This is a genomic window from Hyphomonadaceae bacterium ML37 (genome assembly GCA_027627685.1).
Taxonomy (GTDB): Bacteria; Pseudomonadota; Alphaproteobacteria; order Caulobacterales; family Maricaulaceae; genus Oceanicaulis.
The window spans coordinates 1,222,570-1,240,326 of sequence record CP091241.1; the positions used below are offsets into that span (position 1 = coordinate 1,222,570).

At 61.5% G+C, this 17,757-nt stretch carries 21 protein-coding genes; 15 read left to right on the plus strand and 6 right to left on the minus strand.

Going from position 1 to position 17,757, the window contains the following annotated elements; translation table 11 throughout:
- Positions 1-723 precede the first annotated feature (723 nt).
- The 3 genes from L2D01_05985 to L2D01_05995 all read left to right on the plus strand — a co-directional run bounded on the left by L2D01_05985 (position 724) and on the right by L2D01_05995 (position 3,125).
- Positions 724-906 (plus strand): hypothetical protein, encoded by a 183-nt coding sequence (locus L2D01_05985; GenBank protein ID WBQ11331.1) that lies wholly within the window; start codon positions 724-726, stop codon positions 904-906.
- Between the two features lie 126 nt (positions 907-1,032).
- Entirely contained in the window at positions 1,033-1,842 is an 810-nt protein-coding gene (locus tag L2D01_05990) for a hypothetical protein (protein ID WBQ11332.1), read from the plus strand.
- Complete coding sequence (locus L2D01_05995) at positions 1,839-3,125, plus strand: nucleotidyl transferase AbiEii/AbiGii toxin family protein (protein WBQ11333.1); 1,287 nt, start codon at positions 1,839-1,841, stop codon at positions 3,123-3,125. The genes L2D01_05990 and L2D01_05995 overlap by 4 nt, the downstream gene beginning before the upstream one ends.
- 141 nt (positions 3,126-3,266) lie before the next feature.
- Here L2D01_05995 and L2D01_06000 read toward each other — a convergent pair.
- Positions 3,267-4,618 (minus strand): IS3 family transposase gene (locus L2D01_06000; protein ID WBQ11334.1). Its coding sequence is split into 2 segments (ribosomal slippage): positions 3,267-4,282 and positions 4,282-4,618, totalling 1,353 coding nucleotides; the frame shifts between segments, so codons are not numbered across the junction.
- A gap of 136 nt (positions 4,619-4,754) precedes the next feature.
- Here L2D01_06000 and L2D01_06005 point away from each other — a divergent pair.
- Complete coding sequence (locus tag L2D01_06005; GenBank protein WBQ11335.1) at positions 4,755-5,423, plus strand: hypothetical protein; 669 nt, start codon at positions 4,755-4,757, stop codon at positions 5,421-5,423.
- 190 nt (positions 5,424-5,613) lie between these two features.
- On the opposite strand, the gene L2D01_06010 is transcribed toward L2D01_06005, so the two are convergent.
- On the minus strand, positions 5,614-5,760 hold the full coding sequence (locus L2D01_06010) for a hypothetical protein (protein ID WBQ11336.1): 147 nt from the start codon (positions 5,758-5,760) through the stop codon (positions 5,614-5,616).
- 224 nt (positions 5,761-5,984) lie between these two features.
- Here L2D01_06010 and L2D01_06015 point away from each other — a divergent pair, with 224 nt between their 5' ends.
- From L2D01_06015 to L2D01_06045, 7 genes are all read left to right on the plus strand, one after another.
- Complete coding sequence (locus tag L2D01_06015) at positions 5,985-6,275, plus strand: helix-turn-helix transcriptional regulator (protein WBQ11337.1); 291 nt, start codon at positions 5,985-5,987, stop codon at positions 6,273-6,275.
- A complete protein-coding gene (locus tag L2D01_06020) occupies positions 6,272-7,540 on the plus strand; it encodes a type II toxin-antitoxin system HipA family toxin (GenBank protein WBQ11338.1) in 1,269 nt (422 codons plus the stop codon). The genes L2D01_06015 and L2D01_06020 overlap by 4 nt, the downstream gene beginning before the upstream one ends.
- A 151-nt stretch (positions 7,541-7,691) precedes the next feature.
- Positions 7,692-7,943, plus strand: a complete 252-nt coding sequence (locus tag L2D01_06025; GenBank protein WBQ11339.1) for a type II toxin-antitoxin system PrlF family antitoxin — start codon at positions 7,692-7,694, stop codon at positions 7,941-7,943.
- Entirely contained in the window at positions 7,940-8,338 is a 399-nt protein-coding gene (locus L2D01_06030) for a type II toxin-antitoxin system VapC family toxin (GenBank protein WBQ11340.1), read from the plus strand. The genes L2D01_06025 and L2D01_06030 overlap by 4 nt, the downstream gene beginning before the upstream one ends.
- Before the next feature lie 27 nt (positions 8,339-8,365).
- Entirely contained in the window at positions 8,366-8,737 is a 372-nt protein-coding gene (locus L2D01_06035) for a HigA family addiction module antitoxin (GenBank protein ID WBQ11341.1), read from the plus strand.
- Between the two features lie 1,008 nt (positions 8,738-9,745).
- The gene (locus L2D01_06040; protein ID WBQ11342.1) at positions 9,746-10,810 is read left to right on the plus strand and encodes a hypothetical protein; all 1,065 of its coding nucleotides are present in this window, start codon (positions 9,746-9,748) and stop codon (positions 10,808-10,810) included.
- 40 nt (positions 10,811-10,850) lie between these two features.
- Entirely contained in the window at positions 10,851-11,096 is a 246-nt protein-coding gene (locus L2D01_06045) for a hypothetical protein (GenBank protein ID WBQ11343.1), read from the plus strand.
- A gap of 3 nt (positions 11,097-11,099) precedes the next feature.
- Here the strand turns inward: L2D01_06045 and L2D01_06050 are convergent, their stop codons facing one another.
- Positions 11,100-11,612, minus strand: a complete 513-nt coding sequence (locus L2D01_06050; protein ID WBQ11344.1) for a DUF2190 family protein — start codon at positions 11,610-11,612, stop codon at positions 11,100-11,102.
- Complete coding sequence (locus L2D01_06055; GenBank protein WBQ11345.1) at positions 11,605-13,017, minus strand: phage portal protein; 1,413 nt, start codon at positions 13,015-13,017, stop codon at positions 11,605-11,607. Before L2D01_06055 ends, L2D01_06050 begins: the two co-directional genes overlap by 8 nt.
- On the opposite strand from L2D01_06055, the gene L2D01_06060 reads away from it, so the two are divergent.
- Entirely contained in the window at positions 13,016-13,903 is an 888-nt protein-coding gene (locus L2D01_06060; GenBank protein WBQ11346.1) for a site-specific integrase, read from the plus strand. The two genes, L2D01_06055 and L2D01_06060, sit on opposite strands and share 2 nt — an antisense overlap.
- A 15-nt stretch (positions 13,904-13,918) precedes the next feature.
- Here the strand turns inward: L2D01_06060 and L2D01_06065 are convergent, their stop codons facing one another.
- Positions 13,919-14,452, minus strand: a complete 534-nt coding sequence (locus L2D01_06065) for a hypothetical protein (protein ID WBQ11347.1) — start codon at positions 14,450-14,452, stop codon at positions 13,919-13,921.
- 541 nt (positions 14,453-14,993) lie between these two features.
- Here L2D01_06065 and L2D01_06070 point away from each other — a divergent pair.
- Positions 14,994-15,134 carry a hypothetical protein gene (locus L2D01_06070; GenBank protein WBQ11348.1) on the plus strand — a complete coding sequence of 47 codons (141 nt, stop codon included), beginning with the start codon at positions 14,994-14,996 and terminating at the stop codon, positions 15,132-15,134.
- On the plus strand, positions 15,131-16,363 hold the full coding sequence (locus L2D01_06075) for a TIGR03862 family flavoprotein (protein ID WBQ11349.1): 1,233 nt from the start codon (positions 15,131-15,133) through the stop codon (positions 16,361-16,363). The genes L2D01_06070 and L2D01_06075 overlap by 4 nt, the downstream gene beginning before the upstream one ends.
- A 322-nt stretch (positions 16,364-16,685) precedes the next feature.
- On the opposite strand, the gene L2D01_06080 is transcribed toward L2D01_06075, so the two are convergent.
- Positions 16,686-17,162 carry a tryptophan-rich sensory protein gene (locus L2D01_06080; GenBank protein ID WBQ11350.1) on the minus strand — a complete coding sequence of 159 codons (477 nt, stop codon included), beginning with the start codon at positions 17,160-17,162 and terminating at the stop codon, positions 16,686-16,688.
- 329 nt (positions 17,163-17,491) lie between these two features.
- Here L2D01_06080 and L2D01_06085 point away from each other — a divergent pair, with 329 nt between their 5' ends.
- Positions 17,492-17,755, plus strand: a complete 264-nt coding sequence (locus L2D01_06085) for a hypothetical protein (GenBank protein ID WBQ11351.1) — start codon at positions 17,492-17,494, stop codon at positions 17,753-17,755.
- Positions 17,756-17,757 lie beyond the last annotated feature (2 nt).

Genomic DNA, 17,757 nt, shown 5'->3' on the forward strand with positions numbered 1-17,757 from the left:
CGTTGCAGTCGCCAGCATCAACTCTTGCAGCGCAACGTCGTCGCGCCTGCCATGGTCCGGGGCCGTCAAGAGGACGCTCGATACGCCTTCGCTGAACATCTCAGCCCGCCACCGAAGCCGTCGCGCGCATGATTTCCAATCGCATTCAATGGCATGTGCGCAACGCCTCAACAGAGACGTCGCCGCGCCCCGTGATCGATCGCAAGGTGGGGGAGCCAGGAACTACAACGGGCGGTGCCGGAGACGCCGCCCGAAGGGGTAGAAATGGTAGCAATGTGAAGAGCAAAGCCACAAGGAATGGACGCGTGGCGACCTGACCTTCACCTATAATCCTTGGGCGCAAGCGGGCCCGTGGCAAGTTAAATTATGTTGTGACGACAAGCGTCACCCGTTTGCGTGCGATGTTGAACGCGAAGCGCAAGAGCACGTGCGTGTCGCGCACGTCCCGGCCAGGCGGGGATGCTGCGCTCAAGGCGCAGACGCAATCACGGTTCTGGATGGGTAACAGGGCACCGGACAGGCGTCGGGCGGCGCTGAGGCAACGCCGCCCGACCATACACTTAAAATATCAGGCGCCAGACCTCGAGGGAGTTGGAGGGGTAAGGCCGGCACCTTAATGAGTTGTTAGCGCCTGCAGCAGGGCTTTTCAACCGCAAATCCGTGCCAGTGACGCGATGAGACTGGAAAAATGCCGCAAAAAATTTCGGGCGGCGCACAGGGGAGATGCGCCGCCCGACCAAAGGACTTGGGATCGCTCTGACCCCGCGCGCCGATCATGCGGCCTATATCGACCATTGGCTCAAAGTGCTCAAAGCCGATAACCGCGCCATCTTCACCGCCGCCGCGCAAGCCGCCAAGGCGTGTGAGTTTCTGGAGAAGCTTCAAAGCGTGAGCGAGGCGGCCTAGTGCCGCCTTGCTTCTGCGTACATTGAAACGTCTTGAATTCGCATAAAGTGCGAAAATATGATTTTTTAGAGCATTTATTTATATATCACACTTGCTCATATTCGCGAATTTTGCGAAAATACGAGCATGAAATATACAAGCGATCCGATTCCCCAAGCGCGGCAAGAGCTTTCGAGGCTTATCAAAGAGGCGGGAGATGTCATTGATATCGCTCATGCCTCTGAGCTCTTGAAGCTTGATCGAATAGCGACAGCGAAGAAGCTGGCGCGTTGGACCGAGCAAGGCTGGCTACGCAGAGTTGCCAAAGGTGTCTATGTCGCGGCCAGCCTTGATATGCTGGAGAATGATACGGTTGTTTCTGACCCATGGGTGTTGGTTCCAGCACTGTTCGAACCAGCCTATATCGGTGGGCGGACAGCTTCCGAACATTGGGATATGACAGAGCAAATTTTCAACGACATCGTTGTAATGACCGCCCGTACCGTGCGTCATAAAACACAGGTCCACCAAGGCATCACCTTCAGCCTGAAACACATCGCGCCAACCAAGGTTTTTGGCACAAAAGTGCTTTGGCGTGAGAACACGAAAGTCGCGGTATCTGATCCGCATCGAACGATCATCGATATGCTGGACGATCCGATGATCGGCGGGGGTATCCAGCACGTTGCCGATTGTTTGTCCGTTTATCTGAATCGATCCGACCGCAGCGATGAGCGGTTGATCGAGTATGCTGACCGTCTCGGAAACGGTGCAGTCTTCAAACGGTTAGGTTTTCTATTGGAACGAGAAGGTAAGAACCGGGCTCTTCAAGCCAAATGCGCTGAGCGTCTGACCAAGGGAAATGCGAGACTTGATCCGGTTATGTCGCAGGGGAAAATCGTTAGCCGCTGGCGTCTCGTTGTTCCTCACAACCTGCTTCAAGGAGAGGGAACATGATTCCCAGGGCAGAGCTGATGGCGATTGCCAACGAGAAATCGCTCAGACCAGATGTCGTCGAGAAAGATTACGCACTAGGCTGGATTTTGGCAGGTATTTCAGCCCATCCCGCGTTGAGGGATGAGTGGGCGTTCAAAGGCGGAACCTGCCTGAAGAAGTGCTATTTCGAAACCTACAGATTTTCGGAAGATTTAGATTTTACTTTACGGGACGCGAAACACCTTGATGTGACATTCCTTCACACCGTGTTCAGCGAAATAAGCGAATGGGTTTATGATCAGGCCGGTATCGAAATGCCGGTCGAACAACAAACATTCGAGATCATAAACAACCCGAGAGGAAACCCTGCCTGTCAGGGAAAGGTTGCTTATAAAGGGCCAATCTCGCCCCGCTCTTTGCCCCGCGTGAAACTTGACCTGACTGCGGACGAACGGATCGTCATGCCGCCTGTGCGTGCGGCTGTTTATCATCCATATTCCGACGTGCCTCCTGATGGTATCGACGTCCTGACTTACACCTATGAGGAGGCCTTCGGCGAGAAGGTCCGCGCCCTGGCGGAACGCACACGTCCGCGCGACCTCTATGATGTCATCAACCTCTTCCGAAATGATGCCAATCTGCCCGATCCGGCAGTTCTGCGCGATGTGATCGCCCAGAAATGCGACTTTAAAGGCATTCCCTTTCCAGCCCTCGAACTCATACAAGCTCATCGTGATGAGCTCGCCGGAAGTTGGGGAGCGATGTTGGGCCACCAATTGCCAACCCTGCCTGATCTGGAAGCCTTCCTGGGCGGCTTACCGGAGTTTTTCTCCTGGCTGGAAGGTGAACGCAGACCTGAGGCTCTGCAAGCTTATCCCCATCAAGCTGGTGCTATGTTGATCCGCGAAAGGACGCTACCGGCCGCCGTGCCGCAGCGTGCCCGCCCAGCGCTTGAAATCATCCGGTTTGCTGCAGCCAACAGGCTCTGTGTTGACCTTACCTATCGCCCAGAAGACGGTGGCATATCCACACGCAGGATCGAGCCCTATTCGCTTCGCCAGTCACAGGCTGGCGACGTACTTTTGATGGCCGTTCGCCGCGACAACGGTCAACCTCGAAGCTACCGCACAGATCGCATCATCAACGCCTCAGTGACAAATGAGACTTTCAAGCCGCGCTATGAAATCGAGCTGTTCCAGCACGAGCCGCGCTCAAGCGCGTTAGATCATTTCAGCTTGCCATTCTCAGAGCAAGCGCTCGAAGAGCCCCGTGAACGAACCGTTAAAGCTTCGGGTCCATCGTAGGGAATTGTCAGAATGAAGGGGCTGATTGTCAGCCTGATTGGGGCTCTAGCTGTGATCTCTCATAAGTGTCCGTCGTCAGAACATTTGGCACAGATGGCATCGTAGATTAGTGGAGCATCGGCCTCGTCTGGTTGGTTGATATTAGGCGGCGTGCTTTCGGTGTTGCAAGCGTCGATGTTCGATGGTCTGTCGCTTGATCTTTTCACGCTCTTTGATGATGGCTGGGGCCCTGCCGAAGTAGGCGTCGGCGGGCGTCACGTTGTTCAGGCTCTCGTGGTAGCGTTGGTGATTGTAATGTTCGACGAACGCTTCGATCTGGGTCTCAAGATCGCCGGGCAGGAAGTAGTTTTCCAGCAGGATGCGGTTCTTCATGGTCTGGTGCCAGCGCTCGATCTTGCCCTGCGTCTGGGGATGGAACGGCGCACCGCGCACATGGCTCATACGCTGGGCCTCGATGTATTCGGCGAGCTCGCCGGCGATGTAACAAGGGCCATTATCCGACAGCAGGCGCGGCTTGTGATGGACGTTCACCTGGTCGCAGCCGGAAGCCGCGAGAGCGAGGTCCAGCGTGTCGGTCACGTCCTCGGCCCGCATATTGGTGCAAAGCTTCCAGGCGATGATGTAGCGCGAGAAGTCGTCGAGCACGGTTGACAGATACATCCAGCCCCAGCCGATGATCTTGAAGTAGGTAAAGTCGGTCTGCCACATCTCGTTCGGCCGGGTGGTCTTGGTGTGGAACTGGTCGGCGGCCTTGATCACGACATAGGCCGGGCTGGTGATCAGATCATGGGCCTTCAGAAGGCGATAGACCGTCGCCTCCGACACGAAGTAACGCGTCTCGTCGGTGAACCGCACAGCCAGCTCGCGCGGGCTCAGCTCGGACTGCTCCAGCGCCAGTTCGATAATCTGGTCATGCACCTCGGCGGGGATGCGGTTCCACACCCTGCTTGGCGCTGATGGCCGGTCCTCTAGCGCTTCAGGTCCGCCTTCCAGATACCGGTCATACCAGCGATAAAAGGTCCGACGGGCTATACCCAGCTTGTCGAGCGTGACCTTGGCAGGCAGGTGCGACTGCTCGACGATCCTGATGATCTCGAGCTTCTCGGATGCGGGGTGCCTCATGCGTCGTCCTCCCCATCCGCGATCATGCTTTTTTTGAGCAGACGGTTCTCCAAGGTCAGATCAGCCACGCATTCTTTCAGGTCACGCGCCTGATGGCGCAGGTTCTTGACCTCGTCACTGGTGGCAGCACGTGCCGTGTCGCCCGCCAGTCGGCGCTTGCCAGCCTCCATGAACTCCTTCGACCAAGTATAATAAAGGCTCTGGGCTATGCCTTCCTTGCGGCACAGCTCGGCGATGCTGTCGTCACCGCGCAGGCCTTCCAGAACAATGCGGATCTTGTCTTCAGCCGAGAAGTGTCGCCGGGTCGCTCGGCGAATGTCCTTCACAACGGTTGCAGCAGGGGCTTTGGGCTTTGTGGATTTGGATCTCATCTTCGTTCCTTCGTCACTGCGACGAGACCCAAATCCTCCTTAAATCACAACCCCAAACCTGTGCCATAGGTGCTGACGGGGGACACAGGGCGACGTCGATGGCTTCATCGCGCAATACGATCTGAAGACTCGCAAGGTGCCCAAGATCGCGGCCGAGATCGCGCAGCGCCTGCTGGTAGCCGGCCGGGCAGGGGACGCGTTCAGCTTTATTGAGCAGGCCGAGGTGAGCGAGGCCCGCTGGATCCCGCCCGAGTGGGAGGACGCCCGCCTGGCCGCCCTTGAGGCGCTTGACCGAAACGACGAAGCGCAGGGATTCCGTTGGGCCTGTTTCGAACGCACTCTCTCCGACAGCTACCTGCGGGCGTATCTCAAGCGGCTGCCCGACTTCGACGACATCGAGGCCGAAGAGCGGGCGATGGCTCACGCCAAAGCCTATCCGAGCCTTCTTCGCGCTCTGCAGTTCTTCCTCGATTGGCCTGCGCTGGATCGGGCCGCCGACCTCCTCAAAGCCCGACATGACGAGATCGACGGGGACCACTACGAGTATCTCGCCCCCGCGGCGGAGGCCCTGTCAGAGCGTCATCCGCTGGCCGCGACGCTGGCGCTCCGCGCGATGGTCGACTTCACTCTCACGAGGTCGCGGGCGAAGCGGTATCGCTATGCCGCCGAGCATCTGGTCTCCTGCGCCCGGCTCGCGCGGGACATCCAGGACTTCGGCTCCTTTGAGACGCACGACGCCTATGTCGTCCGGTTGAAGGAGGAGCACGGCAGGAAGTTCGGCTTCTGGTCGCTCACCGCCGCCTGATGGTCGTGCTACCGGAAAATCAGATCTCGGCCCGTTGGAAGCATTGTGGAAGCAAGAGGGCGGAAAGTGCCGCCTGTTTCTTCGCAATCGCGCGTGTGGCGCGCGCGGGGCAGCCGCGAGGTCTTGATAGAACTCGTTTGGGTGCTGGAGCGTGCCTATCGCCTTGGCCGCGCTGAAATCACCTTTGCCCTCAGCGGGTTGCTCTCGGCAGGGCAGTGGCGACCTCCCGCACGAGGGCGGCGTCCTCCTTGCGGACCTGCACTTCGACGCGCACGAACCCCTGCCGCTGGCGGCGCTTGCGCCACTGGGTGACGGGAGACGGATCGGTGATGGCCATATTGCCCTCCATTTACCGGAAACCTTGCCGGAAATAGGGGTTTGCCGGCAAGGCGCTTCAATCCCATCAACGCAGATCTGTTCTGCAGGGAGGCAGGCGCTCGGCTGGACCGGCGTGGAGCCATCCCTGCCTCTGGTGCGCTCGAGCGGGGCGTTTTACCGAACGGGAATAATGCTGGCCTGGAGGCCAGTTCGAGACACATATTTCCTGATCGGGAAATTCTTGTGGACATTCTTCGGAAACTCATGATAATTTACCGTTCGGTAAATATCATGGCCAGACACACACTCACCACCGCCGAAATCGGTGCCATTGTGCGAACCACCCGCAAGGCTGCTGGCCTGCGCCAGGACGAGCTTGCGGGCGCAGCCGGCGTCGGCCTGCGCTTCATTGTCGATCTTGAAGCGGGCAAGCCGACCGCGCAGATCGGCAAGACGCTTCAGGTCCTGGCAGCGCTCGGATGCTCGATCGATATCACACCGCCGCCCGACACCGAAGGAGCGCGCAAGTCATGACGCGCACCCTCGACATCTGGTGGGAGGGGCGCGCGGTAGGCCAGCTGACGCAGGACCGGCATGGTGAACTCGGCTTCGCCTATGCGCTCGAATGGCTGAACGACGAGACGGCGCAGCCCCTGTCCGCCTCCCTGCCCAAGCGGGCGGCGCCGTTCACTCGCCGCGAGTGCCGGCCGTTTTTCGGCGGTCTTCTGCCGGAGGAAAGCCAGCGCGACGCCGCCGCTCAGGCACTCGGGGTGTCGAGCGCGAATGATTTCGCCCTTCTCGATCGCCTCGGCGGCGATGTCGCGGGCGCGCTTCAGCTCCTGGCGCCAGGCGAAGCGCCGATCATTATTGCCAACGATCAACGGCCAATACCGCTTGGTGATGCAGGGCTGATCGCGGTGCTGGACGCGCTGCCTGCCCGCCCGCTGCTCGCGGGCCAGGAAGGCTTGCGCCTGTCTCTTGCCGGCGCGCAGTCAAAGGTGCCGGTGGTTCTGATAGATGGCGCGGTGGCGCTGCCTGCGCCGGGCCAGCCGACCACGCATATTCTCAAGCCCCCGATATCGCGTTTGGCTGGCACGACCGAGAACGAGGCGTTCGTGATGCGCCTTGCTGGCGCAATCGGTCTCGATGTCGCGCCGGCACAAGCGTGCACCGTGCAGGATCGAACATTTCTGCTGGTGCAGCGCTATGACCGCGCCGTCGGCGATGATGGACGTGTGCACAGGATCCATCAGGAGGATTTCTGCCAGGCGCTCGGCGTGCCGCCGCAGACCAAATACGCCAGCGAGGGTGGCCCGACCTTTAAAGATTGCTTTGCGCTGCTGCGCCGTGTCGCGGCAAGGCCCGCTGTCGATGTACTCAAGCTCCTCGATGCGGTGATTTTCAATGTGATCGCCGGGAATGCCGACGCACACGGCAAGAACTTCTCGATCCTCTACGAGGCCGAAGGCCCGCGCCTCGCCCCGCTCTATGACCTGCTGGCGACCGTCGCGTATCGCGATCTATCGCCGAAATTCGCCATGAAGATCGGGACACGCGCGACGCTTGGCGAACTGGACGCGAAGGGCTGGGCAGCGTTCGCGGCGGACGCGGGTCTCGGCCTTCCGCTGATCCGAAGACGGGTTGGCGAGATCAGCAACGGCGTCCTTGAGCAATCCAGCATCGTGGCGTCAGAGATCTCGCGTCCCGGGCTGGACGGGGCGGCTATTGAGCAGCTTGCCGATATGATCTGCGACCGCGCCGAACGCTGCGCTTTGACGGTGGCCGGAGCCGCTCGTTGAACGCGTCGACCCAGAGGTTTGCACCAGCAGCGGCGTGTTGAAGCCGCGTGCGGCGATCCGGGCGTGAGTCATCAAGGTCGTTCCTTGGCTGGCTTTGCACTTCCAATCCCCACATGGTAAGGTGAAATTGCAATATGTAAGGAGTCCGCCGATGCATGAGTCGACAGTGACAGTAAAAGGCCAGACAACCCTACCGAAGGATGTGCGGGCTGCGCTTGGCCTGACCAGCGGGGACAAGGTGCGCTACCTGATCCTCGTTGGTGAGGTGCGGATCCTGAAGGCGCGCTCCGTCAAGGAATCGCGGGGCATCCTGTCCAAGTCCGTTCAGAAGCCTGTTTCTCTGGAAGAGATGGACGAGGCCATTTCCGCTGGCGCGACGGATAGTGTGGATCCCGATCAGTGATCGCGCTCGATACCAACGTTCTGGTGCGGTTTCTGGTGCAGGACGACCCGTTGCAGGCGCAGATGGCCACCAAGGTGATCGACCAACTGACGGACGACGCACAGGGCTTTGTCAGCCGCGAGGTCTTGATAGAACTCGTTTGGGTGCTGGAGCGTGCCTATCGCCTTGGCCGCGCTGAAATCGCCTTTGCCCTCAGCGGGTTGCTCTCGGCAACCGAACTGAACATCGAAGGCTCTGACGAGGTTGCTCCGGCGCTGGAACTCTACCGCAACAACGGGTTTGGCTTTGCCGACCTGATGATTGCCGCCGCGGCCCAACGCGCAGGTGCTGCCGAAATGGTGACCTTCGATCGCAAGGTGGCAGGACTTCCCGGTGTTCGCCTGCTGGGTGACTGAACTCTATCACTGAAGGAGGAGAGAGACATGGCGACCGCGACCAATGAGTTTCGGCCGGACTATGCTGTCCCGCCGGGGTGGGTCCTAGAGGAACGCCTAGATGTGCAAGGGCTCTCGCACGCTGAGTTCGCTCGACGGTGCGGCCGTTCTCCCAAACTGATCAGTGAGATCATCGCGGGGAAGGCATCCCTTGAGCCGGAGACAGCTCTCCAGTTTGAGAAGGTGCTCGGCGTGGATGCGAGCATCTGGCTTGGAATCGAGGCCGATTATCAACTCCACCGGGCGCGGGAGAGTGAAGCGGCAGACGCCGAGGGCGCCAGTGCATGGGTGAAGGGGTTTCCGGTCAAAGAGCTAGCGAAACGCGGCGCTATTCGTCGGCCCAAACGACAGGGCTCGTAAGCCAGTGGGAGCGCGGCGAGAAGCGCCCGCGCGGGGCCTCGCTAAAGCTCCTGACCCTTGTCGCCAAGAAGGGGCTGCAGGCGGTGGCCTGAAAGCGCTGCCCAGCCTTGGTGCACCATGGCTTCGAAGAAGACGTCGCCCGCCGAGAGCCTCGAAGCCTTGGGAGGACGCGCACATCGAGGCTCTCGATGTGCTCGGTCGCGGCGATGAAGCGCAGGGCGCCCGCTGGTCGTGCTTCGAGCGCGCGCTCAGCGCCGAGCATCTGCGCGCGTTTCGACGCCTTCGATACGCATGGAGCCTACCCCGCCCGGCTGAAGGCCGAGCACGGCCGAAAGAGCGGTTTCTGGAGCTTTATTTAATGAAGCCGAGCCAGGCGGCGAAACTCATCCTTCCCAATGCGATTATGACTGTCGATACGCACGAGCTTGACTTTTAGGTCGGTCATAAGAATACTTGACCTCTGAAAGAGCGTCCGCCCATGGAGAAAACATAAACATTTCGCACGCGGGCATTCGGATTCAGATGCTTAACTTGCTTCCACGCCATCAAACGGCGGAATTCTGGAAGCACTGTGGAAGCAAGAGGGAAGGAGCTGGCGCGAAACGGCGCGAAGTGATGCGAAATTTAAACTTAGAAAAATCGGCGCTAAGAAGCGGAATATGCGGTCTATATCGAATAATAGAGAAAGTAATCGAGTTCCGCTCCGTACGGCTCATAACCTGAAGGTCGTAGGTTCAAATCCTACCCCCGCACCCAAATCTTTCGTTGAAATATCAAATACTTAGGCCGGAACGGGGCGCGAACAGCGGGCCCCGCTCGTGTTGCAAAGTCTTACCAAACCATCCCCAAAGATTCCAAAGGCTTACGATCATTCCCAATTCTTCCGTGCGACACGGATGCGACACGGGACGGCGCCGATGTTCGCGGAGCGTTCGCGGCTGATGGCGCTTGCCCGCGTGGTGCCACTACGATTGGATAGGGGCAAGTCCTGAAAGGTCCGAATTGCCCATGCCGATCTACGAGTTTGCCAGCGAGGAAATCCGTCCCCTCACCAAGACCACTTTCGGGCACGTCCAGTTGAAGGAGCGTCGCGATCTGCAGCGCTTGCTGCGGGCGAACATCGCCGTGGTCGCGCCTGACACGCTTGTGATCGCGGAGGAGTTCGGGGACTGGGACGAGTCGCGCAGGCGCATCGATCTCCTCGGGATTGACCGCAATGCGAACCTCGTGGTGATCGAGCTGAAGCGGACCGAGGATGGCGGCCATATGGAGCTGCAGGCAATCCGCTACGCGTCGATGGTCTCCACGATGACCTTCGACCAGGCCGCCGAGGTGTTCGCTCGCTATCTCATGCAGATCGGCAAAGCTGACACGGATGCGCGTTCCGAACTGCTCGACTTCCTCGGGTGGGACGAGCCCGACGAGGATGCCTTCGCGCAGGACGTCAGTATCGTCCTGGCGTCGGCCGAGTTCAGCCGCGAACTGACGACATCCGTTCTCTGGTTGATCGAGCGCGGCATCGACATCCGCTGCGTGCGCCTCCAGCCCTATGACCTTGATGGTCGTGTCCTTGTTGATGTTCAGCAGATCATCCCGCTTCCAGAGGTCGCAGAGTACCAAGTCCGCGTCACCGAGAAGAAGCGCAAGGAGCGTGAGGCGCGGACGGACACGCGAGACTGGACCAGCTATGACGTCACCCTCGGCGGGCGCCAACTGACGGGGCTGCGTAAGCGACACGCGATATATCAGGTGTTCCGCCACCTCGTGGAGAGCGGCATCGCACCGGAGGAGGTCGCCAAGCATTGCGGCCCACGGTCCAATCGGGCCCTCGTGTCCGTGGAGGGCGAGGTGGTGGCTGAGGACTTCCATTGCTTGGCGAAGGAGGCCCGAGCAAGGGAAGGACGGAATTTCGATCCGGGCCGCTACTTCTCCGGTGATGACGAACTCCTACAGTTCGAAGGACGCACCTACGCCTTTGTGAACCAGTGGGGTGGCAGAGCGTTTGACGAGGCCATGGTCAATTTGCGTGACGCGTTTCCTGACAAGGACATCACATTCGCACCCTCGAAATAGCGGTCGCTCCCAACTTGCTATCGAAGCCGACAGGAGCCTGATGGATCAGGACACTCTGTCGGAGCCCATCATGCCCAAGACCAACGACTCCGCGCTCGCCGCGTTCATATCAGCCAAGACCGAGATCGACGCGATGCTCGAACGCCTCGCCGCGTTCAGCGCCGACCACTTCGAGTGCAGCCCCGAGGATGTGAACTGGGGCGATGTCGGGACGCTGGAGCACTACCGCGCCCGCCTTCGCGAAATCACCGACATGGCGTTCCGCGAGGGCGAGTGCGCCAACTGATCCTTACGCCGCCGCCGTCGCCACGCCGTCCAGCCGCACCGTGACACTGGTGACCCCGTTTCCGGCGGCCTCGGTGGCGATGCCGATCGGGAAGCGTCCAGCGCCGGGGGTGTTAACCTGCTTCGCAGTATTGTCCCACGCCACGCGCGCGCCGACCGCCAGCACAGCCGCTGTCGCCTTCGGCAGCTTGTAGACGCCGGTGGTGGCCAGTTCGAGGGGGTCGCCCTCGGCGGCAGAGTAGGCGGCGATTCCAAAGATGTTGCTGGCGCCTTCGAGGCGCGAGAGATCCACGGCCTCGGGCGCGAGGCTCAGCCGTTCGGTATACTGGCCAGCCATGTCGCGGCGGCGCACGGGCGCGCCGGTGGACCAGACCACCTCGACGGTGCGGGCCTTCGGATCGGCAGTTGCGGGCGCCAGTGTGGCGCGACGGGTCAGAAAACTCTTTTCGTCCGCAAGACTTTTTCTGGCCTGCCGCGGTGGCATGGCGTCCAAGGGCAGGATCGCGGTATCACCCATCGTCGGCCTCCTTCTGTTGCGGCGGCGCCGTCTGGCCGAAGGCGAGCCCCAGCCCCTCGGCGCGGCCCTTGTCGGCAGCAATCTCGGCATCGACCTGCTCGGCGTCGTAGCCGCGCTCGGAGATTGCCTGGGACCGGCTCTTGAGCCCCGCGTTGATCGCAAGGATCTCGGCCTCGACGTCTTTCTTGGGATCGACGTAATCGAACTTGGGTGGGAGCCATTCGCAGGCCAGATAAGCGGCCGGATCGCGGTCGAAATCGCGTGCGGGCAGCTCGCCAGTCAGCACCGCCAACCGCACGAACCGCTCCCAGACCGGGCGGCAGAACAGATGCACCACCACATTGTGCTGCAGCTGCTCGACGCGGCGCCGGAATTCGATCAGCCCGGCCCGGATCGAGGAATAGGTGACGCCTTCCAGGTCCCCTGAGACCAGCTCGTAAGGGAGCCCAAGCCCCGCCGCGACGGCGCGCAGGTGGTTCTTCACGAAGGGCGCGTAGGCGGCGTGCTCGGTGGGGTTGGAAAACCGGATGTCGGTGCCGGGCGGCAGCGGGATCAGGCTGCCAGGTTCCATTCCAACGGTCAGCGCGCCGCCGGAGTTGGCACCCGAGAGCCCGCCCGCCGTGCCGTCTGGATCGGTGATGAAACCGGTGAACAGCGCCGCGACCTTGGCCTTGACCAGCGCGGCATCCTCGAACTGGTCGAGCTCGTGCAGCCGCAGCAGCACCGGCGCGAGCCAGGTGATCCCGCGCAGCTGGCCCGCCGCGAGCGGCTTGAACAGGTGCAGGCAATCGGCGGCGGGGACGCGGAGCGGGTCCATGCGGAGAGACCCCAGCGGATCGCCCGGGCGGGAGGACAAGACCCAGGTGGCGACCCTGCGACTGGCAGAGTCGAACTCAATGCCTGCGCGGATCCGCGCCCCGCCGCCGATCTCGCGATGCAGGTCCATGGGAACCTGCTCGCGATCCAGAAGCTCGATGTGGAGCGGAAGGGCATCGGCCTCGCTTGCGACGCGCAGGCGAGCGAAGCTCTCGCCGCTCTCGACCATCGCGCGCACGGCCATGGCCTGCAGCCCGTAGAAATCGGCCAGCCCGTCCGGGGCGGCATGGTCCGTCCAGCGCAGCCATAGCGCCTGCAGGTGCTCGCGCACCGCGCGGTCGGGATGGGTGGACTGCGGCTTGATCCCGGCGCCGACGACATTGCCGACCAGGCTGTCCACCGCCGCAGTGACCCACGGATTGTTCCGGGCATACCACCCGGCCCGCCGTGCCGCCGTGGTCGCGCCCGCCAGGATCGCGGTGTTCAGCCCATTGACCGTCCGCGCCCCATCCCAACGCCGCCCACCGCCCGCAGCGTCGAAGCCGCGAGCGCGCGCAAGGCCGAGAAGGCGATGGAGAAAGGTCCGCATGGGCGGCAGAATCGCCCGAAACGAGCCCTCAAGCTATTGGGAATATTTGGGAAACGGAGACAGATCGATGGTCCGCCTCTCTGGAAACGTCAGCGACCCTAAGCTGATCGTCCAGTTGACGCGGCGCCATGTGAATGAGTTCCGGGACAGGCTGCTCGTGAACGGTCGATCTGAGCATCTGACCCGCCGCGCGCTCTCGACCCTGAAGCTGCTGCTCGACCATGCCATCGATAACGGCCAGCTGTTCGCCAATGCTGCTCAAGGAGTGCGGGTGATCAAGTCCAGCCGGATCGAGCACAAGGCGCCGGTGCCTTCGAAGGAGACGATCCGCGCGCTGATCGAGGCGGCCGATGAGGAATTCAAACCGCTGCTGATCGTTTCGGCCCTGACCGGGCTGCGCGCCTCCGAGCTGCGTGGTCTGCGCTGGCAGGACGTGGATTTTGAAAAGGGCTTTATCTATGTCCGCCAACGCGCCGACGCCTACAATAAGATGGGCGAGCCCAAATCGCGTGCTGGGTATCGCGACATCCCGGCCGGGCCGATGGTGCTGAATGTTCTACGCCATTGGAAATTGCGCTGCCCAAAGAGCCAGCTCTGCCTCGTGTTCCCCGCACCACGCGGCGGTGTCCTCCAGCACACCAATACGCAATCCCGGTTCCGTAAGCTGCAGGAGCAGGTCGGTGTGAAGTTGCGTTGGCACGACTTGCGCCATTTCGCCGTGTCGCTCTGGATCGAGCAGGGCTTCTCGATCAAGGAGATCATGACCTTCGCCGGTCACGCCTCTGTGCAAATGACCATGGAGCGGTACGGGCACCTGTTCCCGTCGCCCGAGCACCAGAAGGCCATGGCTATGGTCGAGGCCAAGCTGCTGGGCTATAATTTCTAAATTTATATAGTAATATCAATATTGCGATTTAACATTAGCAACGCAGAAACGAAATAGACTCTGGATTTTTGAAAAATTCTCATTTGTTGGTTGTTCGAACCATATTTTAATCACGCTGCCGATTGCATTGATCGTATTGCTATCGTTAAGCACCATTTCATTGAATTTATCGATAATCTCGGCGAGTTCGTCGCGATTTTCAATCCCAAACGTATTCAGAATTGCAACTGCCGAGACGCTTTCGAACTGCGCGCCGATCTTTTGAGAAATGTAGTCACTCGCGACCATCGAAAAAATACGTTGCACAAAGGCCTCGTCGTCATTGCATTTAGACAACGAAATTCCGCAAGACCAGCTAAGTATCTTTATAAACTCAGATGATGCTTGGACGGAAAAGTCTATGCTCGAATCAAGCGGCAGAATCTCTGCATTTAGGCTATCGAGGGCGCGGTTAATTGAATCGCGAGCCTGACCTTCCGCAGCAGCGCTCATCAATGACGCAAAAAACTCTCGCTCTTGCGCTTGTCTACCTTTTAACCATCCGAACATAGTGGACCTCCTCGATAACCGCACAATCATAGTAGCAAGCGGATAAGCGGTCACGTTTTTTCGGGGCAGGCCTTGCTGACGATGCTTCGAATAGGTAGTCGCCCAAATTGTAACGTCTGCTCCGTGCGACACGACGCCGACATTGCGCTCCTAAAAAGCAAATAACTAACTGAAATAACATAGCTATTGCGAGTTCGCGGGTAGCCCTCATAACCTGAAGGTCGTAGGTTCAAATCCTACCCCCGCACCCAAACTTTTCATGATTACATGAGTTTAAGAGGCTGCGTCTGACGGTGGCGCTTGCTTGCCGCAATTTGGAACCCTGGGGACGCAAGATCAGCTGACGGCTTTGATATGGCCTGGCAAATCGGCGCCGATGCGTGTCAAGGCGGGGTGGATTTCCAGCGCCGGTTCGCGCCGCCGGGGGCGGGCCCTGCCCGCCGCCTCGGCGCGGCTTGCCGGGTTCAGGCTTTCGTGTTCGATCCGGCTCTGTTAGCCCTCGACAGCCGCAGCCTGGCGGTGTGGGCGCGGGAGAAGAGCCATGACCATCCACTGCGAGACCCGGGCGTGCATCGCCTTCATCACGATTGACCGGCCGGCGCGGCGCACTGCGATGGCCGCCGCCCCAGGGTTCGCCGGCGGGCGTGGCCGGGGCCGGCGTTTCAGCCTGCCAGCAGCATGACGCGCCGCATCGCCATTATCGGGGCTGGCCCGGCTGGCCTGATCGCGGCGGAGCGCCTGGCGGGCGCGGGTTTCGCCGTCAATGTCTATGAGCGCATGCCCAGCGTGGCGCGCAAATTCCTGATGGCGGGCCGGGGCGGGCTGAACCTGACCCATTCCGAACCCCTGGACGCCTTTCTCGACCGCTATGGCGCGGCGCGTGACTGGCTGGAGCCAGCCCTTCGCGCCTTCCCGCCGTCTGACCTCATCGCCTGGTGTGAAGGGTTGGGGCAGGGGGTGTTCACCGGCTCCAGCGGGCGGGTGTTTCCCAGCGCCATGAAGGCCTCGCCGCTTCTGCGCGCCTGGCTGGCAAGGCTGGATGGGCTGGCAGTCGCCCTCCATGTCCGCCACACATGGCAGGGTTTTGACGATGCGGGCCGCGTCCTGATCGCCGGACCCGATGGCCTCGAACGACCGGTGGAGGCCGATGCGGTGATCCTGGCGCTGGGCGGGGCGAGCTGGCCGCGTCTTGGATCAAGGGGCGAATGGACCGGCTGGCTGGCGGCGCGCGGCGTGGCGATCACGCCCTTCACGCCGGCGAATGCCGGCTTCGATGTTGGCTGGTCGGCTCTATTCAGGGAGCGTTTCGCCGGGCAACCGCTCAAAGCGGCCAATTTCAGACATGGCGGCCGGACAGTCCGCGGCGAAGCCATGATCACGGCCTATGGCGTGGAGGGCGGGGCGATCTACGCCCTGGGCGCGGGCTTGCGCACCGCGATCGCGCGGGACGGCCAGGCGGTGCTGACGCTTGATCTCGCGCCCGACATCGCCGCGGACGTATTGGCGAAACGGCTCGCAGCCGCCAAACCCCGCCAGTCCCTGTCGAACACGCTGCGCAAGCAGGCCCGGCTCTCGCCGCTCCCGGCTGCGCTGCTGCGCGAAGCGGGCGAGCCGCCACGCGAGCCGCAACACCTGGCCGCGCGCATCAAGGCGCTGCCCGTTACGCTGACGGGCATGCAAGGCCTTGACCGGGCAATATCAAGCGCGGGCGGCATTGCCCGGGCATCCGTCGATGCGCGCTTCATGCTGACCGCGCTGCCCGGCGCGTTCGTGGCTGGAGAAATGCTCGACTGGGAAGCGCCGACAGGCGGGTATCTGTTGCAGGCGAGCTTTTCCAGCGGCGCCGCGGCGGCGAAGGGGGTGGCGGACTGGCTTAATGGCGGGGACGCGCTGAACACAGGAAGCAAATGAGACTTTCTTTCAGGCCGCAAGTTGCCGCGATCACTTCGATCACCCGGACGCCCAGCATGGCGCCCAAGAACTCAATCACCTGTGAAATGAGCCCCCGGCTCAAGACCTGCGGGCCCGCAGACTCGCCTGACGGGGCCGCGGGTTGGCAAGCCCGTTGGGCTGCGGCACGGACGAGCGACGGCCAATCACCGCCGGCGGCGCGGCGACGATCTCAATGTGTTTGGCCGCGCGCCACCGCGGTATTGTGGGCAAGGCGGTGCTCAACGGCGGGAGAGCCGCCATTTTTACGGTTTGAGCCGCGATGCCGGCCGGTTGGGCCCGCTCAGCCCGCAAATGCCTTCGTCTGTGGCCCGCGATTGCGCCGCCAGACCGACAGGTTGAGTGCGAACGCGTATGTGCCCCAGATCAGGTATGGAACGAGCAGGGCGGCGGCGAATAGCTCGTGGCGCGCGAACGCGATCACGGTCGCCACGACGGCGACCCAGAGCAGGGCGATGATGATCACGCCGGTCAGGATGCGGTGCAGGCCGAAGAACACCGCCGACCACAGCGTATTGATGCCGATCTGCAGGCCCCACAGCGCGATGGCCAGAACCGCCCCCTCATAACTCCCCACCCGCGCCGCCGCGACGGACATGGACACATAGAGGATCGCCCAGATGATCGGGAAGAGCAGGTTGGGCGGCGTCCAGGCCGGCTTGTCGAGCCCGCGATACCACTCGCCCGGCTTGAACAGCGCCCCCGCCGCCGCCGGCACGGCGCAGGTGGCCAGAAAAATGCCAAACAGAACATAATCCAAGGTGCGATTCCTCCCGCGCGAAGGCGGCACCGTAGAGGGCGGGGGAGGGAGCGGCAATGAGGGGGGAAAGGGGGCGGTGACAGGGAGCATCCGGATCATCAGCGGCGATCCCGCCTTCATCTGCGCCGGGGACGGCGCCGCCGGTCAATAGGCGACAGGCAAGGGCGGGCGGCCGAGGACCCGCCCTGTTGGCCAGGGCTTCGCCAAAAGACGCGCCGAAGCGATAATCATGAGTTGCGGAAAAAGAGTCATAATGGTATTTTATTTGCAGCATACAATTAGAGCGGCATGGGGCCGTTCCGATCAGGCTTGCATTTCAGGAGGCCGAAATGGCTCGAAAGCCCACCTCGCCGATCAGTTCCCTGTCGTCTCGCAATGTCGCCGCTGTCAGCCGCCTGGTCGCCGCGCCCACTGCGTCGGTCGAATTCGGACGCGCGCTGAGCGATAACCCTGCCGCCGCTCTGGCGGCCAAGGGCATCACCATCACCCCGGTCGAGGCGCGGCGCATCAAGGCCGACATCGACAAGCTGGGCGGCGCGCCGGGATCGCTCGCGTCCGTTGAAGTCGGCGTCACGGTCAAGAAGAAATTCTGAGC

What these genes read in the sequence shown, in the direction of transcription:
- L2D01_06040 (WBQ11342.1), top strand. Translation starts at nt 9,746, where the DNA reads ATGCCGATCTACGAGTTTGCCAGCGAGGAAATCCGTCCCCTCACCAAG.
- L2D01_06070 (WBQ11348.1), top strand. Translation starts at nt 14,994, where the DNA reads ATGACCATCCACTGCGAGACCCGGGCGTGCATCGCCTTCATCACGATT.
- L2D01_06035 (WBQ11341.1), top strand. Translation starts at nt 8,366, where the DNA reads ATGGCGACCGCGACCAATGAGTTTCGGCCGGACTATGCTGTCCCGCCG.
- L2D01_05985 (WBQ11331.1), top strand. Translation starts at nt 724, where the DNA reads ATGCGCCGCCCGACCAAAGGACTTGGGATCGCTCTGACCCCGCGCGCC.
- L2D01_06010 (WBQ11336.1), bottom strand. Translation starts at nt 5,760, where the DNA reads ATGGCCATCACCGATCCGTCTCCCGTCACCCAGTGGCGCAAGCGCCGC.
- L2D01_05990 (WBQ11332.1), top strand. Translation starts at nt 1,033, where the DNA reads ATGAAATATACAAGCGATCCGATTCCCCAAGCGCGGCAAGAGCTTTCG.
- L2D01_06060 (WBQ11346.1), top strand. Translation starts at nt 13,016, where the DNA reads ATGGGCGGCAGAATCGCCCGAAACGAGCCCTCAAGCTATTGGGAATAT.
- L2D01_06075 (WBQ11349.1), top strand. Translation starts at nt 15,131, where the DNA reads ATGACGCGCCGCATCGCCATTATCGGGGCTGGCCCGGCTGGCCTGATC.
- L2D01_06085 (WBQ11351.1), top strand. Translation starts at nt 17,492, where the DNA reads ATGGCTCGAAAGCCCACCTCGCCGATCAGTTCCCTGTCGTCTCGCAAT.
- L2D01_06050 (WBQ11344.1), bottom strand. Translation starts at nt 11,612, where the DNA reads ATGGGTGATACCGCGATCCTGCCCTTGGACGCCATGCCACCGCGGCAG.
- L2D01_06020 (WBQ11338.1), top strand. Translation starts at nt 6,272, where the DNA reads ATGACGCGCACCCTCGACATCTGGTGGGAGGGGCGCGCGGTAGGCCAG.
- L2D01_05995 (WBQ11333.1), top strand. Translation starts at nt 1,839, where the DNA reads ATGATTCCCAGGGCAGAGCTGATGGCGATTGCCAACGAGAAATCGCTC.
- L2D01_06065 (WBQ11347.1), bottom strand. Translation starts at nt 14,452, where the DNA reads ATGTTCGGATGGTTAAAAGGTAGACAAGCGCAAGAGCGAGAGTTTTTT.
- L2D01_06055 (WBQ11345.1), bottom strand. Translation starts at nt 13,017, where the DNA reads ATGCGGACCTTTCTCCATCGCCTTCTCGGCCTTGCGCGCGCTCGCGGC.
- L2D01_06025 (WBQ11339.1), top strand. Translation starts at nt 7,692, where the DNA reads ATGCATGAGTCGACAGTGACAGTAAAAGGCCAGACAACCCTACCGAAG.
- L2D01_06045 (WBQ11343.1), top strand. Translation starts at nt 10,851, where the DNA reads ATGGATCAGGACACTCTGTCGGAGCCCATCATGCCCAAGACCAACGAC.